A 16,193-nucleotide genomic window follows, 5' to 3' on the forward strand; every position below is an offset into this window, starting at 1 on the left:
TATACAGATGGTAACGATCAGTCACGGCTCAATGACCCAAAAGGGCGTTTCCGGTTACTCCGCGTCAGGCCGCCGCGCGCGTCCACGCGGCGACGTGCACGTCCGCGCTGGACTCCCAGGTGAACTCCTTCGCCCGGTCGAATCCCGCCTTCGCCAGCGACCGGCGGCGCGCCTCGTCGTCGAGCAGCGCGGCCAGGTCCGCCGCGATCTGGCCGGGCGCCTCCGAGGTGTAGGCCACCGCGTCGCCGCCGACCTCGGGCAGCGACAGCCGCGGCGTGGTGAGCACCGGGGCCGCACAGGCCATCGCCTCGAGGATCGGCAGACCGAAACCCTCGCCGTACGACGGGTACGCCGCGACCAGCGCGCCGCCCAGGAAGCCGGGCAGGTCCGCGTAGCGCAGGTAACCCGGGCGCAGCAGGCGCAGGTGCGGCGGCACCTCCGCCACGGCCCGGTCGATGTCGTCGTCGTGCCCCTGACCGCCCGCGATGACCAGCGCCGGCGGGTCGTCCCGGTCGGCGACCGCGCGCGCCCAGCCACGAATCAGGTTCGGCACGTTCTTCCGCGGCTCCTTCGCACCGAGGAACGCGACGTACTGCGTGCCCCCCAGGCCGAGGCGGGCCCGCACGCGCGCCTTCTCCTCGTCGGTGGGCGCGTGGAACGCGGTGTGGTCGACGCCGTGGTACGCCACATCGATCATGGTGGGGTCCGCGTCCAGCAGCCGGATCAGCTCGTCGCGGGTGGCCTTGCTGGGCACGATCACCCGGTTGGCCCGGCGCAGCGACGTCTTGATCGCGCTCCGGAAGAACGTGCGCTTGGACTTGTCGTAGTGCTCCGGCTCGGTGAAGAACGTGGCGTCGTGGACGGTCACGGTCACCGGGCACATCGCGCGCAGCGGGCAGGTGTAGAACGGCGAGTGCAGCACCCGCGCGCCGACCTGCTGGGCCAGCATCGGCAGGCCGGTCTGCTCCCAGGCGAGCCGGGCCGGGCGGTGCGCGACCGCGGCCGGGGCGGCGATGACCTCGGCGCCGGGCAGCATCCGCGCGTATCGCTCCTGGTCCGTCCGCAGCGCCACGACGGCCAGATCGACGGCGGTGCCGACCATGCCGCCGAGCGCGCCGAGCAGCCCGTCCACGTATCTGCCGACCCCGCCACGGTCGGCGGGGACGCTGGTGGCGTCGACGAGAACGCGGGGCGGTTGACCGGCGGTCACAGGGCAACTCCTCGATCTGTCAGCGGTGCGTGTGGTGCGGCCTCGCGCGAACCGGGGGCGGCGACCGGAGCAAGCCTACGCCGATCCGGTTCAGCGGCGATGTCCACGACGCGACGGTAAAGGGTCTTTCCATCCACCGCTCACACGGCATTATCGGATCTTCCGCCCACCCTCATCGCGCCGAGCAAGAGTAGTCACGCTCCGTACAACTTGATGAGGTCGGTTCGGAAAATTCGCCCGGCCGCGACGCCGTGACCTGGCCCGGTTCACCACCGGGCGCCGATTTCGCACATCACGCACATCAGCCCGACGCGGCGCGGCGCGCGGCGAGTTGCTCGAACGCGGCCAACGACTCCGGATTCGCCAGCGCGCCCGTGGCCGCGGCCTCGGTGGCCGGCGTTCCGCACAGGATCCGCTTCACCGGAACCTCCAGCTTCTTGCCGGACAGCGTGCGCGGCACCGCCCCGATCGTGTGAATCTCGTCCGGCACGTGCCGCGGCGACAACCCGGTCCGCAGCGCGTCCCGGATCGCCCGGGGATCAGGATCCAGACCATTCGCCGGTACGACGAACAGCAGCAGTTCCTCGGTCTCCTCCAGGTGCACGACCAGTGAGTCGGCGACTTCGTCCAGCCCCTCCACCACCGCATAGAACTCCGCGGTCCCGAGCCGCACGCCGCCCCGGTTGAGGGTGGCGTCGGACCGGCCGGTGATCACGCAGGAGCCGTCCTCGCCGATGGTGATCCAGTCGCCGTGCCGCCACACCCCCGGATAGACGCCGAAGTACGCCTCCCGGTACCGCTCGCCACGCTCGTCGCCCCAGAACCCGACCGGCATGCTCGGCATCGGCGCGGTGATCACCAGCTCGCCGAGCCGGTCGTGCACCGGCCTGCCGTCCGGATCGAACGCCTCCACCCGCGCGCCCAGCGCCCGGCAGGCGATCCGCCCGGACCGGACCGGCAGCAGCGGCGAGCCGCCCACGAAGCCGGTGCACACGTCCGTACCCCCGGAGAGGGAGTCCAGCCGCAGGTCACCGTGCACCTCGCGGTACACCCAGTCGAAGCCCTCGGCGGGCAGCGGCGCGCCGGTCGAGCCGATCCCGCGCACCCGGGACAGGTCCGCCACCTCCCGCGGCACCAGCCCGGCCTTGCGGCAGGCCAGCAGGAACGGCGCGGACGTGCCGAAGTACGTGGTCCCGGTCTCCTCCGCCAGCCGCCACATCGCGCCCAGGTCCGGGTGACCGGGGTCGCCGTCGAACAGCACGATCGAGGCGCCCACGGCCGGGCCGGAGACCAGGAAGTTCCACATCATCCAGCCGGTGGTGGTGAACCACAGGAACCGGTCGCCGGGGCCGAGATCGTGGTGCAGCGCCAGCATCTTCAGGTGCTCCAGCAGGATGCCGCCGTGCCCGTGCACGATCGGCTTCGGCAGCCCGGTGGTGCCGGAGGAGTAGAGCACGTACAGCGGATGATCGAACGGCACCGGCGCGAACTCCAGCGGCTCGTCCGTCGGCGCGGCCAGCGCGGACCACGGCTCCGCGTCCGCGCCGTCCCCCAGATACGGGATCACCACGGTATGGGTGAGCGACGGCAGCGCGGCGCGGATCTTCGCCACCTCGGCCCGCCGGTCGACCGTCTTGTTCCCGTAGCGGTAGCCGTCCACCGCGACCAGCACCGTCGGGGCGATCTGCCGCCAGCGGTCGATCACGCTGCGGACGCCGAACTCGGGCGCGCACGACGAGAAGACCGCGCCCAGACTCGCCGTGGCCAGCAGCAGCACCAGCGTCTCCGGGATGTTCGGCGCGTACGCCACCACCCGGTCGCCGCGCGTGACGCCGCGGGCGCGCAGCCCCGCCCGTACCCTCGCGACCTGGTCCGTCAGGTCCTTCCGGGTCCAGTCCCGGGGCGCGACGGTCTGGCCGCGCGCCAGCAGGATCGGCCCGTCCCCGACCCCGTTCGCCCTGAGCACGTGCTCCGCGTAGTTGAGCGTGGCGCCGGGGAACCAGCGCGCGCCCGGCATCGCCGGATCCGGCAGCACCGCGTGCGGCGGGTCGTAGGCGTGCACGCCGAAGTGGTCCCAGATCGACGACCAGAATGCCGGCAGATCCGCGACCGACCATTCCCAGAGCGCGCGATAGTCCGCGAAGCGCAGCCCGCGCTCCCGCTCCAGCCAGGCGAGATAGGCGCCGATCCGGCTGTGCTCACGGACGTCGGCGGGCGGAGACCACAGCGTTGTGCCCATCCCCCGATACTGCCCTAACCAGCGTTAAGGAGTAAGTGGACTTTCGCCATGCGGCCCAGAGATGACCGGAAAGCCGGAAAACGGTACGGTGCGCGCTATGCGACACATCTGGAGTCTGATAGCCGGGCTGGTGGCGGCACCACTGACCTGGCTCCTCCTCGCCACCGGCCAGGCGTCGTCGTCCGCGCTGATCGCCGGCTGGGTGGCTGCCGGGCGCGGGTGGGACACCCACGATCTCCTCGAGCCGGCCGCGTTCCTCCTCGTCGCCGGCGTGCTGCTCGGCACCCTCGGCACGCTGCGGATCTCCCCCCTCGGTCCGCTGGTCGCAGGCCTGCTGCTGATCGCCGCGTACGTGGCGACGTTCATCGACCCGCTGGCGGTCCGCGACGCGATCCCGAACGACTGGCGGATCGAGGGCCGCGCGGTGCCGCTGCACGTGCCACTGGACAACGGCACGCTCGCGGTGCTCGGCGTCATGCTGCTGGCCGCGCCGTTCAGCGTGCAGCGGTGGCGGCGGTGGCCGCTCGCGGTCGCCGCACCGGCCGCGGACACGCCGGCCGACCCGGACACCGCCGAGACCGCCGACGTGTCGGAATCGAACGACGTGACCATGGAGCTGAAGCCGGTGTCGCCGGCCGCCCCCTCCGCCCCCCGGCCTTCTCCGGCGGCACCGTTGACCGCCGCGAGCGTGGCCGTGCCGGGGCCGGTGGTGGAGAGCCCGGCCGCGAAGCGCGCGGCGGGAGGCGCCACCCCGTCCCCGTCCCCGTCCCCGTCCTCGCCGCAGCCGTCGCCGTCGCCCGCCGCTCCGCCGCCGTCGCCCGCGCCGCGGCCGGCCCCCGGTGGACCCGCGCCGACCGATCCGGACGGCCCCGCCCCGGAGGAGCCGCCGGTGCCGTCCGCGCGCCGTCCCGAGTCGCCGTGGTCGCAGCCGCCGAGCGGATCGAGCAACCGCACCAAGACCCCCGGTTAGCCCACTTACCTCTGCGTGACCGTCCGAATACACTCCCGGAAGCGTCGATTGCCGGGAGGTCGGATGCGCCACGTCGGCTCAGTCCTGGTGTCCCTGCTCCTCGCGCCGGTGATCTGGATCCTCGTCGGCGCGGGGCTGAACCGCTGGGGCGGCACCCCGTCCCCCAGCACGATCTTCGGCCTGCTCGCGCTCCTCACCGCCGGCACCTTCTACGCCCCACTCGTCCTGGTGCGCCTCTCCCCCGCCGGCCCCGGCCTCACCGGCCTGCTCTACCTGGCCGCCTCCTGCTGGGCCGGCCTCGCCCCCACCGGCTGGGCGGCCACGATGCCGGACAGCGCACTCGGCGCCCACGGCGCCGTCGAGGACCCGGCGCTGCACGCGGCGGCGCTGCTGGCGATCCCACTCCTCGGCACGCTGCTCGACGCCCGCCGCTGGCGCGGCTACGACCACGTACCCCCGATCGCCACCGCCGCCTCCTGGCCGCCGCCTCGCGCCGCCGTTTCCGCTCCCGCCCCGGAGAAGCCGCCGTGGCCGCCGGTCCCGGCCGGCCTGTCGGCCGTTCCGGCTCCTCGGCGTCCACCGGGTGGACGATCCGCCCACCGGGACGGATGACCGCCCGCGAATAGATCGCCTGGCGATCACTCGTATAGCGCGCAACCCGCTGATGGTGCCGTTCGGTGAACAGGCACAGCAGGGGGCGCTCATGGTCTGGGTCGTGGTGACGGCGGGTCTCGCCGCCGGAGCATGGGGTTGCGCGGACTTCCTCGCCGGCCTGCTGGCCGTGGCCGCCGCCGTCGGAGCGCTGGAAACCGTGGCCGACGCCGCCTTCGTCCTCGCCGCCGGGGACGGCCGGCTCGGCCTGGCCGCGATGCTCGCCTCGCTGTACCCCGCCGTGACGGTCCTGCTCAACGCCTACATCCTCGGCGAACGTCTGCACCTGATCCACGGCTGCGGCGTCGCCACCGCGCTCTTCGCCATCGCCTGCCTGGCCGGCTGATACCGCCCCGTTTCGGCGCATGCGTCCCCGGGAAGCCGAAGAGGACGAAAGGAGGCGTCAATGCGCACCCCCGAGCAGGTACTCAAGGATCATCTCCGCCGCCGCCAGGACGGCGACCTGGAGTCAGACCTGCGCCACAACTATCACCCCGAGGTCCGCCTGCTGTCCGCCGAGGGCATCCACCACGGCCACGACGGCGTCCGAAAGCTCGCGGAGATCCTGAAAAGCTACCTACCCGCCGGCGAATACCGCTACGACCAGGTCCTCACGGACGGCAACATCGGCATGCTCACCTGGTCCGGCCGCTGCGGCGAAGACGGCGGCATCCACGACGGCGTCGACAGCTACGTCATAGAGGACGACGTGATAGTCGCCCAGACCATCCATTATTCCTCGCAGTAAACCGCCGGAGTCGTCGGCGGCAGGACAGCGACCACCCGCGGGCCATCATTCGCCACCCCCAGCGGCCAACCACCCGGCCCGCCCCACCTCGCGCGTCCTGCCGCCGCACGGAGTCCGCATCCATCGATGCACCCGGCAGCGAGATCGACAATCACAGCTGACTCCAGCGCCGCCGCCACGGTCCCACGCGACGGCCTATTCGTTGACGAGCCTGAAGTCGCTGCTGGTGTGCCCATATTCGTGCTGATCCCGGGCCATGAGCTTCCCTGACAACCGATTCTTGACGGCGAATTCAGCACACGGAGTACGGGGAGTATAGGCAGCGGCGGAGAACGGCCTTCGCGGCCGACGGACGAAGGCCGGGCCTCGTCCGTCAGCCCAGCTCCGTCACCTTGCGGAGCAGCACCGACCGTTCCCGCTCGTTGCGGCACAGCCGGGCGGCCAGCTCCAGCTCCGCCCGCGCCTCGGCCCGGCGCCCGAGGCGGGACAGCAGCTCGCCGCGCACGGTCGGGAGCAGGTGCGAACCGGATAGGAGATCCGTCGCGGCCAGATCGTCGACCATGGGCAGGGCGCGCTCGGGGCCGTACGCCATGGCGACCGCGACCGCCCGGTTCAGGTCGACGATCGGGGACGGTGCCACGCGGCCGAGCGCCTCGTAGAGCAGCACGATCCGTTCCCAGTCGGTCTCGGCCACGGACGGCGCGGCGTCGTGGCAGGCGGCGATGCCGGCCTGGAGCCCGTACGGGCCGAGGCCCCGGCCCAGCGCGGACGCGCGGTCCAGCGCGGCCGTACCCCGCCGGATCGCGGACCGGTCCCAGAGTCGCCGGTCCTGGTCCTCCAGCAGGATCGGCTCGCCGTCCGGGCCGGTCCGGGCCGGGAACCGCGCGGCGGTCAGCTCGCAGAGCGCGAGCAGGCCGTGCACCTCCGGCTCGTCCGGCAGCAGCGCGGCGAGCATGCGGGCCAGCCGGATCGCCTCGCGGGCCAGGTCGGGGCGGAGCAGGTCCGTGCCGGAGGTGGCGGTCGAGCCCTCCGTGAAGATCACGTAGAGCACGCTCAGTACCGTGCCGAGCCGCTCCTTGCGCTGGTCCGCGGCGGGCAGCTCGAACGCGACGCGGGCGGCCGCGATGGTCTTCTTCGCCCGGGTGATCCGCGCCTGCAGCGTGGGCACCGGCACCAGGAACGCGCGGGCGATCTCCTCGCTGGTCAGGCCGCCGACCGCGCGCAGCGTGAGCGCCACGCGCGCCTCCGGCGCCAGGACCGGGTGACAGGCCGTGAAGATCAGCGCGAGGACGTCGTCGTCGATCCGGTCCGGGTCCCAGTCCTGCTCGGCCGCGGCCTCGTCCTCCACCAGCAGCGGATAGCGCCGCTCCAGCGCGCTGCGCCGCCGGAACCCGTCGATCGCACGCCGCCGCGCGGTCGACAGCAGCCAGCCGACCGGGCTGTCCGGGACGCCGTCCCGCCGCCAGGAGACCAGCGCCTCGGCCAGCGCCTCCTGCGCCACGTCCTCGGCCAGCGAGAAGTCACCGGTGTAGCGGGCGAGCGCACTGACGATCCGCGCGGACTCGATCCGCCAGACCGCCTCGACGGCCCGCCGCACCGGGTCACCGGCGAGCGGTTCACCGGCCGGCGGGCCATCGGCAGCGGCGTCCATCAGAGCTGGCCGGTCCGCTCGCGCCAGGCCCGCTCCATGATGATCCACTCGTTGTCCTGGGGGAACTCCTCGATGCTCGGAACCCGGCGGATCTCGGTCTTCGAGCCCTTGATCGCCGGCATCCGCTTCGCCCACTCGACGGCCTCCTCCTTCGTGGCCACCTCGAGGATGTAGTAGCCGCCGAACAGCTCCTTCGTCTCCCCGTACGGCCCGTCCGTCACGACCGGCTTCTCCCCGCTGTAGTCGACCACCACACCGTTCGCCGGATCGTCCAGCCCCTCCGCCGCCACCAGCACACCCGCGTCGATCAACTCCTTGTTGAACCGCCCCATCATCGCGAGCATCTCGTCGAACGACTTCTCCCCCATCTCCGCCATCGACTCATCCGTACCCCGCATGATCAGCATGTACTTCGCCACGACCGCTCTCCTCGTCTCCTCGCGGGCCGCCTCTCGACCCCCGACAATCCCAGGTCGAACACCCCACCCCCGAATCGACACGACCCCAGAACTTTTTCCGGGCCGTTTTTTCGAAGATCAAGACCTGGGTCTTCCCGCTCCCGGCGTGGTCCGGCCCGCATGCTCCCGCGGGCCAACCTCCGGCTCCCCTCCGACTCCGCTGGCGCTCCGCTCCGGTCCGCCGATCGGAGCCGGCATCCGTGTGGTCACCGAAACCCACGCCGGCCACACCGTCGCCCACCTCCCGGCCGCGCTCCCGCCGCGTCCGCAGCGGGCCCGTCGATCGACCAGTTTTCCTCTATGTGAGCCTCAGGCACGTAATTCGCGCCGAATAACGTGCCTGAGGCTCACATAGTCACAGTGGTCCGGGCGAGCGAGTGTCGCGCCGTCGGGTTCCGTCGCACATCGGTTCCCGGCGGTTCGGGGATGCGGCGGCGCGGCCGGGAGGCGGTGGCGCCGGGATCGCGGGGTTGTCGTGACCAGCGGCGGGACCGGCTCCGAGGCGGCGGCGGAGCGGCGGCGGAGCCGCCGCGAGGTTTGCCCGCGGGAGCATGCGGGGCGCGGCCGGGCCGGGAGCGGGAATATCGGGATCGCCCTGGAGCGAACTCAACGCCCGCGGCAGCGAGCGGGACGCGGCCGGGCTGGACGGGGTCAGGGGTGGAGGAGGCCGGCGGGGGCGCGCATGTGCCAGGCGTCGGTGATGAGTTCGGTGAGGCGGGTGGGGGTGACCGGGGGGAGGCGGAGCATGACCAGGGGGAGATCGTCGTAGCCGGGGGCGGTGAAGAAGAGGTCCGGCTCGCCGAGGAGGAGGGCCTGTTTCTCGGCCTCGTCGCCGACGAAGAGAACGGCGACGTCGGTACGGATGCGGCGGGGCTTGCCGGGGAGACGCTCGGGGTAGGACCAGACGAAGCCCTTCCCGGCGACGCGGAAGTCGAAGCCCTCGCTGTCGATCTCCACGACGTGCGGGAGGCCGAGCGCGATCCGGCGCACGTCGTCGGCGTCAGCCATGGCCGGTTCCCCGCATGGAGCGAGCGTACCGGCTAGATTCGGGGCATGGCGGCCAGTAAGTCGCCGGCCGTCACGGTCGAGGCCGGCGATCACGAGGTGCGTGTCTCCAACCCGGACCGGGTGTACTTTCCGGCGCTCGGGCTCACCAAGCTGGACCTGGTGCACTACTACCTGGCGGTCGGCGACGGGATCGTGCGGGCGCTGCGGGAGCGGCCGTGCATGCTGCACCGGTTCCCGGACGGGCTGGCCGGGGAGAAGGTGCATCAGAAGCGGGTGCCGCACGGCGCGCCGGACTGGCTGGAGACCGTGCGGGTGTCGTTCCCGCGGTACAAGCGGCACGCGGACGAGCTGTGCGTGACCAAACCGGCGGACGTGATCTGGGCGGTGCAGATGTCGACGGTCGAGTTCCACCCGTGGAACTCGAGGCGGGCGGACACGGAGCGGCCGGACGAGTGGCGCATCGACCTCGACCCGATGCCGGACTGCCCGTTCGACCGGGTGCGCCGGGTGGCCGCCGTCGCCCACGAGGTGCTGGACGAGCTGGGCATCGTGGGTTATCCGAAGACGTCCGGCGGGCGGGGGCTGCACGTGTACGTGCGGATCGCGCCGCGCTGGGGGTTCACGGACGTGCGGCGGGCCGCGCTGGCGTTCGCGCGCGAGGTGGAGCGGCGCGCGCCGCAGGACGTGACGACCGCGTGGTGGCGGCGGGAGCGCGATCCGAGCGCGCTGTTCGTGGACTACAACCAGAACGCGCGCGACCACACGATCGCCAGCGCGTACTCGGTGCGCGGCGTCCCGGACGCGACGGTGTCCACACCGGTCGACTGGGCGGAGATCCCCGACCTGGACCCGCGGGATTTCACGGTGCTGACCGTGCCGGAGCGGTTCGCCGCGCGCGGGGACCTCCACGCGCGGATCGACGACGAGGCGTTTCCGCTGGACCGGCTGCTGGAGTGGGCGGAGCGGGACGAGGCGGCCGGGCTCGGCGACCCCGGCACGGCGTCCGACTGAAACCGTTCCCTATTGGACATCCGGCGGTGGACGGCGCAGGCTGAGCGAGCTGTGCGAACGGGGACCGCTGAACGACGGAGCTGATCTGTGCGAATCGAGAGACGTCTACTGGCAGGCCTGACCACCCTGACCGTCACCCTCGGCGCGCTGGTCACGCCGGCCGCCGCGAGCGCGTCACCGTCCGAGCCGCCGCTCGGCGAGTTCCTCCGGCGGGCGCTCGACGGCCTGGCCTTCGAGGAGGTGCTGGACACCGCGCCGCCCACCGCCGCGGCGGTGGTGACGACCGACAAGGAGATCGCGACGGTACGGCGGGCGCCCGCCACCGTCATCGCGCCGATCGCGCAGCAGCCGCAGATCGACGCCACCGTGCTGGAGCTGGACGCGGCCGGCCGGATCATCGGTTCCGCGACCGTGCTGATGAGCCCGCGGTACCCGGACGGCGTCGTCGTCGACGTGGACCGCGACCTGCACACCACGGACGTGCGGTGGCGGGAGTGGGACGACGAGGGCTGGTACGCGAACCAGGGACAGGGCACGGTCGACATCGTGCCGGGGCGTGAGGGCGCGTCGCTGGACTTCATGTCGCCGTACCCGGCCTCGGTCATGAAGCTCATGGTCGCGTTCGGCGTGCTGCGCCTGATCGACCGCGGCACCGCCACGCTGGACGAGCCGTATCCGTACCGCCCGGCCGAGCCGAGCACGCTCTGCGGCCCGGACGCGGACGACACGCTGCGCGGCTACCTCGACCGGATGCTGACCGAGTCGTCGAACGAGGCCGCCTGCGCTCTGATCAAGTTCCTCTGGGACCGGAGCGCGGTCGACGAGCTGAACCAGACGTTCCAGAACCTCGGCCTGGAGACGCTGCGGCTGCTCAACACGCGCCCGTCGAACGGCGGCCGGTGGACCAACTCGCTCACCATGAGCTCGCTCGACACCGCGAAGCTGCTGGCCATCGTGAACGGCGGCCCCGGCACGCTGTGGACCGCGCCGAACGGCCACCGGGTCACGAAGAACGAGCTGAGCCGCGCGTCCCGCGAGTTCTTCCTGTCCATGCTGCACCAGCAGGGCTGGAACTGGATGCTGTCCACCACCAACTACTGCGGCCGCGAGTACCCGGCGCCCGGCATCCCGCAGAAGGTGGCCCCGCGCTGGATCGCCGCCGACGGCACCGTGACCGTGGCCGGCACCTCGTTCGGCGCGGACGTGCGCCCGTGCAACCGCGCGGCCGAGGTGACGTTCGCGCACAAGCCCGGCTGGGTCAGCACCAGCGGCGCCGACGCCGGCATCGTCACCTCACTCCCCGGCGAGCGCCCCCGCCACTACATCATCTCCGTCTTCTCCAACCTCGGCGAGCAGTACGTCGACGCCAACCGCCCAGCCGACGCCGGCCCGTCCGCCTACACGGAGAAGTTCGCCCGACTCGGCGCCCTCATCGACGCCTACCAGGCCCACCGCCGCTGACCGGAGCGCGGACGACGCGAGCGACGCCGGAGGCCGGGGCCTTCGGCGTCGCCGGGGCGAAACCCTGGGTCAGGCGGCGTGGGCGGGCGTGGCGCGGGCGGGCTCGGTGGGGTGGCTGGGGGTGCGAAGGCCGAGGCGGCCGCGGGTGGCGATGATGAGCACGAGGGCCGCGGCGGTGGAGGCGATCAGCTGGCCCCAGAGCGTGTCGACGGTGAAGTCGAGGGTCGGGAAGACCTCGGGCCAGAGCAGCGAGTAGGTGCTGTTGATGCCGGCGTGCAGCAGCATGATCAGCGGCACGCTCTGGCCGGTGCGGTTGAAGACCCAGGTCATGACCAGGCTCAGCGGTACGCAGCCGGCGATGAAGACGACCGGCAGCCACCAGGTCTTGTCCGGGCCGCCCCACTCGGTCAGGAACAGCGGCAGGTGCCAGGCGCCCCAGAGCAGGCCGAGGATGGTGGTGCCGAACAGTGGGCCGAAGCGCTCCTGGAGGCGGGGCAGTGCGAAGTCGCGCCAGCCGGGCTCCTCGGCCGCGGCGGTGGTGATGATCTGCATGATCAGCATCGGAACGTACGCGAGCAGGATCAGCAGGCCGGGCATCGTCATGGTGCCCCAGGTCTTGGGCAGCGCGAGCGGCGCCAGCAGGATCGCGGCCGGCACGATCAGCAGCACCGCGAAGAACCAGCGCCAGCCGACCCGCCAGTGGGTGAGCCGGTGCACCCAGCGCCGCAGCCCGGCCCGGCCCTCGCTGAGCGCGGTGACGGTGAACGCGGCGCCGAGCGGCCCCAGGTACGCGCCGGGCAGCACGCCGAGAAGCTGGGCGATGCCGGGATCGTCCGGGAAGCGGATCTCCGGCTCCAGCCCGAGCCCGTGGTTCGACAGCAGATAGGGCATCCAGAACAGCCAGCTCACGCCGAACGCGAGCGAGAAGAAGCTCACCACCGGGTGCCGCCGGACGAGCGTGCGCAGCGTTTCCATCATGGTCTCCGATCCGTGTTGGCTACGGATCAAGTCCACCGGAACGGGCGGCCACGGTCATTGCAGCGGCCTGGCCGATCGGGGTACAGCCTGCTGTACCCCGATCCGGCGCCGGCTCAGGAGACGGCGAACGCCTTGACCTCGCACTCGTCGACGAGCTTCAGCTTGTCGTCCGGGGGCAGGCTCTCGAAGGCGACGAAGCCGTCACTCTCCCAGGCCTCGATGCCGTGCGAGCGGATGCAGGTGATCCAGTCGCGCAGCTTGTCCGCGTACTCCGGGTCGGTGCGCTGGGCCCGCTGCCAGGGCTTCTCCGGCTCCAGGTGCTCGCACGCCTTCTGCGCGGCCTCCATGGCCTTCTCGTACTCCGGGTCGGCCGGTGCCGGCGCGGGCTCGGCGGCGTCGCCGGACGTCGGCGCGTGCCTCGGGCTGCCGTACTTCCCCATGCACGCGAAGTACACGTCGTAGAGCCGATCTTCCTCCTCCTGGGTGGTGTCCGGGCGCAGCAGCGGGCGCTCGGATGCGGCCGGAGAGGCCGAGGCGGTCGCGGTGGCGGCGGGCGGCGCGGTGCTGAGCGAGGCGATCTCGTCGGCCGGCGCCTCCTCCGTACCGCAGGCGGCCAGCAGGACGAGGAGCGCGACGCCGGTGAGGCCGGTACGCAGGGTGGTCATGGTGCTCCTTCCGGGGGTGTTGGCAAGGCTGCCGCGGATCATCGTGGGTCCCTTCTCGGGCATCAGGCGGAGGCGAGCGCGACGGTCGGCGCCAGCCGGGCCGCGCGGATGGAGGGGTAGACACCGGCGATCACGCCGACCACGATCGCGCCGCCGAGCGAGCCCGCCACCGCGAGCGCCGGGATGACCACCGGCAGGTCGTGGTGGATCGCGTACCCGGCGCTGCCGGCGATGCCGAGCGCGGTGCCGGCCGCGCCGCCGAGCGCGGACAGCACCACGGACTCGGTGAGGAACTGGACGCGGATCTGGCCGCGGTTGGCCCCCAGCGCGCGGCGCAGGCCGATCTCGGAGCGGCGTTCGAGCACCGAGATCACCATGGTGTTCGCCACGCCGATGCCGCCGACCAGCAGCGCCACCATGGCCAGGCCCACGAACAGCACGGAGAAGGTCCGCTCGGTGGCGCGCTTGGCGAACAGCGCGTCGGACGGGAGCGTGACCCGTACCCGGCTCGGCTCGCCCGGGTGGACCGTGGCGGGCAGCACCGCGCGCACCGACTCGATCGCCGCCTCCTGCGCCCGCAGGTAGAGCACCGTCGGGCGGCCGTCGAAGCCCAGTTCGGCCCGGGCCGCCTCCCAGCCGACCAGCACGGCGCGGTCGATCTCCGGGGACAGCGGCGTGGTGGCCAGGATGCCGACCACCGCGAACCAGCTCCGGCCGATCATGATCTGCGGCGGCGGACCATCCGACGGTACGGACGGGATGCCCAGCCGGGACGCCGCCACCGAGCCCAGCACCACCGTGGGGAACTCCCCGCCGGCCCGGTCCAGGAAGTGCCCGGAGTACATCTCCACCTCGAGCGTGGCCAGCAGGTCCGGGCGGGAGGCGAGCACGGCCAGGCCGGCGCCGTCGCGCGGATCGGTGAGGTCGGAGCGGCGTACCACCGCATGGGTGTTCGCGACCGCGGACACACTCGTCACCGGTGCGATCCGGCCGGTCATCTCGACGGATTCGGGCGGCAGCCCGAAGTCCTGCTCCGGGTTGTCCGCCGCGCTGACCTGCAACAGGTTCGGCCCGAGCGCGGCGAGTTCGTCCATCAGCGCGCGCTCGTTCGACTCCGGGATCGCGGTGACCGCGACCATGGTGGCGATGCCGACCGCGATGCCGAGCGCGGAGAGCACCGCGCGCATGCGCCGGGTCCGCAGCCCGACGGTGCCGAGCGACAGGACGTCCATGACGGACAGGCGGACGGGACGGATTCTCATCGCGCGTCCCTGACGATCCGGCCGTCGCGCACCTCGACGCGGCGGGGTGCCCGGGCGGCGATGTCCCGGTCGTGGGTGATCAGCGCGATCGTGGCGCCCTCGCGGTGCAGCCGGCCGAACAGCGCCAGCACCGCCTCGCCGTTCGCGCTGTCCAGCGCGCCGGTCGGCTCGTCGGCCAGCAGCAGCGCGGGCTCGTTGACGATCGCGCGGGCGATCGCGACGCGCTGCTTCTCGCCGCCGGAGAGCTGGTGCGGCCGGTGCGTGGTCCGGTGGCCGAGGCCGACCCGGTCGAGCGCGGCCATGGCCATCGCGCGCCGCTCCCGCCGGGGGACGCCCGCGTAGAGCAGTCCGGTGGCCACGTTCTCCGCCGCGGTCAGCCCGTCGGTGAGGTGGAACTGCTGGAACACGAAGCCCAGCCAGCGGCCGCGCAGCGCGGACAGCCGCCGGTCGGACAGCGCCGCCACGTCGTGGCCGGCCACCTCGACCGTGCCGGACGTCGGGCGGTCCAGCGTGCCCATGATGCTGAGCAGCGTCGACTTGCCGGAGCCGGACGGGCCGACGATCGCCACCAGTTCGCCGGCGTCGATGTCGAGCGAGACGCGGTCGAGCGCGGTGACGCCGCCGGGATAGACGCGGCTGGCGTCCCGGACGGAGAGCACGCGGGTCACGACGTGGTCACCACCTGCAGGCCCTCGGTCACGCCGTCGCCGCTGACCTCGACCATCCCACCGGAGAACATGCCGGTCGCGACCGCGAGCAGGCGGCCGTCCGGGAGCTGGACCGCGTACCCGCCCTCGCGCAGCGCGAGCAGCGCGGTCACCGGCACGGCCAGCACCCCCGCGCGCGTCTCGCCCTCGACCCGCACCTCGACGCCGCCGCCGTCGAGCTTGCCGGCCGCCTTCGGGTCGCTGATCGTGACCGTGACGCTGAGCTGCTGGGGCGTGCCGGGGGCGGCGCCCTCCGGCTGCTGCGCGACCGTGGAGATCTCCCCGATCTCGCCGGGCGTCTCCGTGCCGTCCGGCATCCGCAGCGTGACCTCGTCACCGGGCTTCAGCGTGTCGGCCTCGCCGACCGGCGCCTGCACGGTGACCACCTTCGCGGTCTGGGTGACGGACATCAGGTCGCCGGTCGCCGCGTCGCCGACCTGGACGGCCACCGACTCGACCCGGACCGCGCCGGGCAGCACGGCCAGGTCGCCGACCTCCAGCACACCGTCGTCGGTCAGGCCCTGGTCGCGCTGCCAGCGGGTGATCGCGGCGGTCAGCGCGTCGGTCAGCACGCCCTCGCCGTCCCGGACCGTCACCCAGGCGGTGCGGGTGATCGGCGTCGGGCTCGCGGACGGCTCAGCCTTCTCCGGCGTCTCCGGGTCCGGCTGCGGCACCTGCTCTCCCGCGCCCGGCTGCTCGCCGATCTCGTACCCCAGCGCCTGGAGGTTCTTGGCGACCATCGCGACGTCGCGGCCGGTCAGATTGCGGCCGGTGATCCGGCGGTAGAGCGGCGGCGCGCCGAGGAACAGCGGCACCGGCTCGTCGTTGACCTGGTACAGCGGCTCGCCCCGGTCGACGGTCAGCCCGCCGTCCGGCAGCCAGGTGATCACGCCCTCCCGGCCGGCCTTGACCGCGCGCGGCGTGCCGTACCCCAGCGTGCCGTCGAACGTCCGGTTCGTCGACAGGTCGGTGCGCGCGATCGCGACCGTACTCACGCTGACCTTCTCGTCCGGCGTCTCGTCCGACGCGTTCACGCCGCGCGACCAGACCAGCGCGGTCGCGGTGATCGCCAGCGCGGCGCCGGCCGCGACCACGCCGGCCACCACGCGGCCACGCCGGCGGCGGTTGTCCTCCTCAGGCATGGCGACGATGGTGCCGAGGTCTTTTCAGGAAG

Annotated in this window: 16 protein-coding genes; 6 read left to right on the forward strand and 10 right to left on the reverse strand. The window is 72.7% G+C overall.

The genetic code is table 11. The features are described 5' to 3' along the window. Positions 1 to 64 precede the first annotated feature (64 nt). Entirely contained in the window at positions 65 to 1,210 is a 1,146-nt protein-coding gene (locus J2S41_RS29925; RefSeq protein ID WP_310372655.1) for a glycosyltransferase family 4 protein, read from the reverse strand. A 301-nt stretch (positions 1,211 to 1,511) separates the two neighbouring features. Beyond that, a complete protein-coding gene (locus tag J2S41_RS29930) occupies positions 1,512 to 3,449 on the reverse strand; it encodes an acetoacetate--CoA ligase (protein ID WP_310372656.1) in 1,938 nt (645 codons plus the stop codon). A gap of 97 nt (positions 3,450 to 3,546) precedes the next feature. On the opposite strand from J2S41_RS29930, the gene J2S41_RS29935 reads away from it, so the two are divergent. From J2S41_RS29935 to J2S41_RS29950, 4 genes are all read left to right on the forward strand, one after another. Beyond that, positions 3,547 to 4,419: a hypothetical protein gene (locus tag J2S41_RS29935; protein WP_310372658.1), complete on the forward strand. Its 873-nt coding sequence runs from the start codon at positions 3,547 to 3,549 to the stop codon at positions 4,417 to 4,419. Positions 4,420 to 4,482: 63 nt separating this feature from the next. After that, positions 4,483 to 5,031: a hypothetical protein gene (locus J2S41_RS29940; RefSeq protein ID WP_310372660.1), complete on the forward strand. Its 549-nt coding sequence runs from the start codon at positions 4,483 to 4,485 to the stop codon at positions 5,029 to 5,031. A gap of 91 nt (positions 5,032 to 5,122) precedes the next feature. Beyond that, positions 5,123 to 5,416, forward strand: coding sequence for a hypothetical protein (locus J2S41_RS29945; RefSeq protein WP_310372662.1), 294 nt, complete (start codon positions 5,123 to 5,125; stop codon positions 5,414 to 5,416). A 60-nt stretch (positions 5,417 to 5,476) separates the two neighbouring features. Then, a complete protein-coding gene (locus J2S41_RS29950) occupies positions 5,477 to 5,818 on the forward strand; it encodes a nuclear transport factor 2 family protein (RefSeq protein WP_310372664.1) in 342 nt (113 codons plus the stop codon). Between the two features lie 373 nt (positions 5,819 to 6,191). On the opposite strand, the gene J2S41_RS29955 is transcribed toward J2S41_RS29950, so the two are convergent. The 3 genes from J2S41_RS29955 to J2S41_RS29965 all read right to left on the reverse strand — a co-directional run bounded on the left by J2S41_RS29955 (position 6,192) and on the right by J2S41_RS29965 (position 8,935). After that, positions 6,192 to 7,469: an RNA polymerase sigma factor gene (locus J2S41_RS29955; protein ID WP_310372666.1), complete on the reverse strand. Its 1,278-nt coding sequence runs from the start codon at positions 7,467 to 7,469 to the stop codon at positions 6,192 to 6,194. After that, the gene (locus J2S41_RS29960) at positions 7,469 to 7,888 is read right to left on the reverse strand and encodes a YciI family protein (RefSeq protein ID WP_310372668.1); all 420 of its coding nucleotides are present in this window, start codon (positions 7,886 to 7,888) and stop codon (positions 7,469 to 7,471) included. The genes J2S41_RS29955 and J2S41_RS29960 overlap by 1 nt, the downstream gene beginning before the upstream one ends. Positions 7,889 to 8,578: 690 nt before the next feature. Beyond that, a complete protein-coding gene (locus tag J2S41_RS29965; protein WP_310372669.1) occupies positions 8,579 to 8,935 on the reverse strand; it encodes an MmcQ/YjbR family DNA-binding protein in 357 nt (118 codons plus the stop codon). Positions 8,936 to 8,980: 45 nt separating this feature from the next. On the opposite strand from J2S41_RS29965, the gene ligD reads away from it, so the two are divergent. Further along, on the forward strand, positions 8,981 to 9,946 hold the full coding sequence (gene ligD / locus J2S41_RS29970) for a non-homologous end-joining DNA ligase (protein WP_310372670.1): 966 nt from the start codon (positions 8,981 to 8,983) through the stop codon (positions 9,944 to 9,946). Between the two features lie 87 nt (positions 9,947 to 10,033). Then, complete coding sequence (locus J2S41_RS29975; protein WP_310372671.1) at positions 10,034 to 11,407, forward strand: serine hydrolase; 1,374 nt, start codon at positions 10,034 to 10,036, stop codon at positions 11,405 to 11,407. A 69-nt stretch (positions 11,408 to 11,476) separates the two neighbouring features. Here the strand turns inward: J2S41_RS29975 and J2S41_RS29980 are convergent, their stop codons facing one another. The 5 genes from J2S41_RS29980 to J2S41_RS30000 all read right to left on the reverse strand — a co-directional run bounded on the left by J2S41_RS29980 (position 11,477) and on the right by J2S41_RS30000 (position 16,161). After that, the gene (locus J2S41_RS29980; RefSeq protein WP_310372672.1) at positions 11,477 to 12,385 is read right to left on the reverse strand and encodes a CPBP family intramembrane glutamic endopeptidase; all 909 of its coding nucleotides are present in this window, start codon (positions 12,383 to 12,385) and stop codon (positions 11,477 to 11,479) included. A 113-nt stretch (positions 12,386 to 12,498) separates the two neighbouring features. Beyond that, complete coding sequence (locus tag J2S41_RS29985; RefSeq protein WP_310372673.1) at positions 12,499 to 13,050, reverse strand: hypothetical protein; 552 nt, start codon at positions 13,048 to 13,050, stop codon at positions 12,499 to 12,501. A 62-nt stretch (positions 13,051 to 13,112) separates the two neighbouring features. Beyond that, positions 13,113 to 14,312, reverse strand: a complete 1,200-nt coding sequence (locus J2S41_RS29990; protein WP_310372674.1) for an ABC transporter permease — start codon at positions 14,310 to 14,312, stop codon at positions 13,113 to 13,115. Further along, positions 14,309 to 14,980 (reverse strand): ABC transporter ATP-binding protein, encoded by a 672-nt coding sequence (locus J2S41_RS29995; RefSeq protein WP_310372675.1) that lies wholly within the window; start codon positions 14,978 to 14,980, stop codon positions 14,309 to 14,311. Before J2S41_RS29995 ends, J2S41_RS29990 begins: the two co-directional genes overlap by 4 nt. Next, positions 14,977 to 16,161: an efflux RND transporter periplasmic adaptor subunit gene (locus J2S41_RS30000; RefSeq protein ID WP_310372676.1), complete on the reverse strand. Its 1,185-nt coding sequence runs from the start codon at positions 16,159 to 16,161 to the stop codon at positions 14,977 to 14,979. Before J2S41_RS30000 ends, J2S41_RS29995 begins: the two co-directional genes overlap by 4 nt. Between the last annotated feature and the right edge of the window lie 32 nt (positions 16,162 to 16,193).

Origin of the sequence: Catenuloplanes atrovinosus (assembly GCF_031458235.1) — a bacterium.
GTDB classification, from domain to species: Bacteria; Actinomycetota; Actinomycetes; order Mycobacteriales; family Micromonosporaceae; genus Catenuloplanes; species Catenuloplanes atrovinosus.

Excerpts from the sequence above, each read along its gene's own strand:
- J2S41_RS29930 (WP_310372656.1), bottom strand. The coding sequence starts at position 3,449 with ATGGGCACAACGCTGTGGTCTCCGCCCGCCGACGTCCGTGAGCACAGC.
- J2S41_RS29935 (WP_310372658.1), top strand. The coding sequence starts at position 3,547 with ATGCGACACATCTGGAGTCTGATAGCCGGGCTGGTGGCGGCACCACTG.
- J2S41_RS29940 (WP_310372660.1), top strand. The coding sequence starts at position 4,483 with ATGCGCCACGTCGGCTCAGTCCTGGTGTCCCTGCTCCTCGCGCCGGTG.
- J2S41_RS29945 (WP_310372662.1), top strand. The coding sequence starts at position 5,123 with ATGGTCTGGGTCGTGGTGACGGCGGGTCTCGCCGCCGGAGCATGGGGT.
- J2S41_RS29950 (WP_310372664.1), top strand. The coding sequence starts at position 5,477 with ATGCGCACCCCCGAGCAGGTACTCAAGGATCATCTCCGCCGCCGCCAG.
- J2S41_RS29955 (WP_310372666.1), bottom strand. The coding sequence starts at position 7,469 with ATGGACGCCGCTGCCGATGGCCCGCCGGCCGGTGAACCGCTCGCCGGT.
- J2S41_RS29965 (WP_310372669.1), bottom strand. The coding sequence starts at position 8,935 with ATGGCTGACGCCGACGACGTGCGCCGGATCGCGCTCGGCCTCCCGCAC.
- ligD (WP_310372670.1), top strand. The coding sequence starts at position 8,981 with ATGGCGGCCAGTAAGTCGCCGGCCGTCACGGTCGAGGCCGGCGATCAC.
- J2S41_RS29980 (WP_310372672.1), bottom strand. The coding sequence starts at position 12,385 with ATGATGGAAACGCTGCGCACGCTCGTCCGGCGGCACCCGGTGGTGAGC.
- J2S41_RS29985 (WP_310372673.1), bottom strand. The coding sequence starts at position 13,050 with ATGACCACCCTGCGTACCGGCCTCACCGGCGTCGCGCTCCTCGTCCTG.
- J2S41_RS29990 (WP_310372674.1), bottom strand. The coding sequence starts at position 14,312 with ATGAGAATCCGTCCCGTCCGCCTGTCCGTCATGGACGTCCTGTCGCTC.
- J2S41_RS30000 (WP_310372676.1), bottom strand. The coding sequence starts at position 16,161 with ATGCCTGAGGAGGACAACCGCCGCCGGCGTGGCCGCGTGGTGGCCGGC.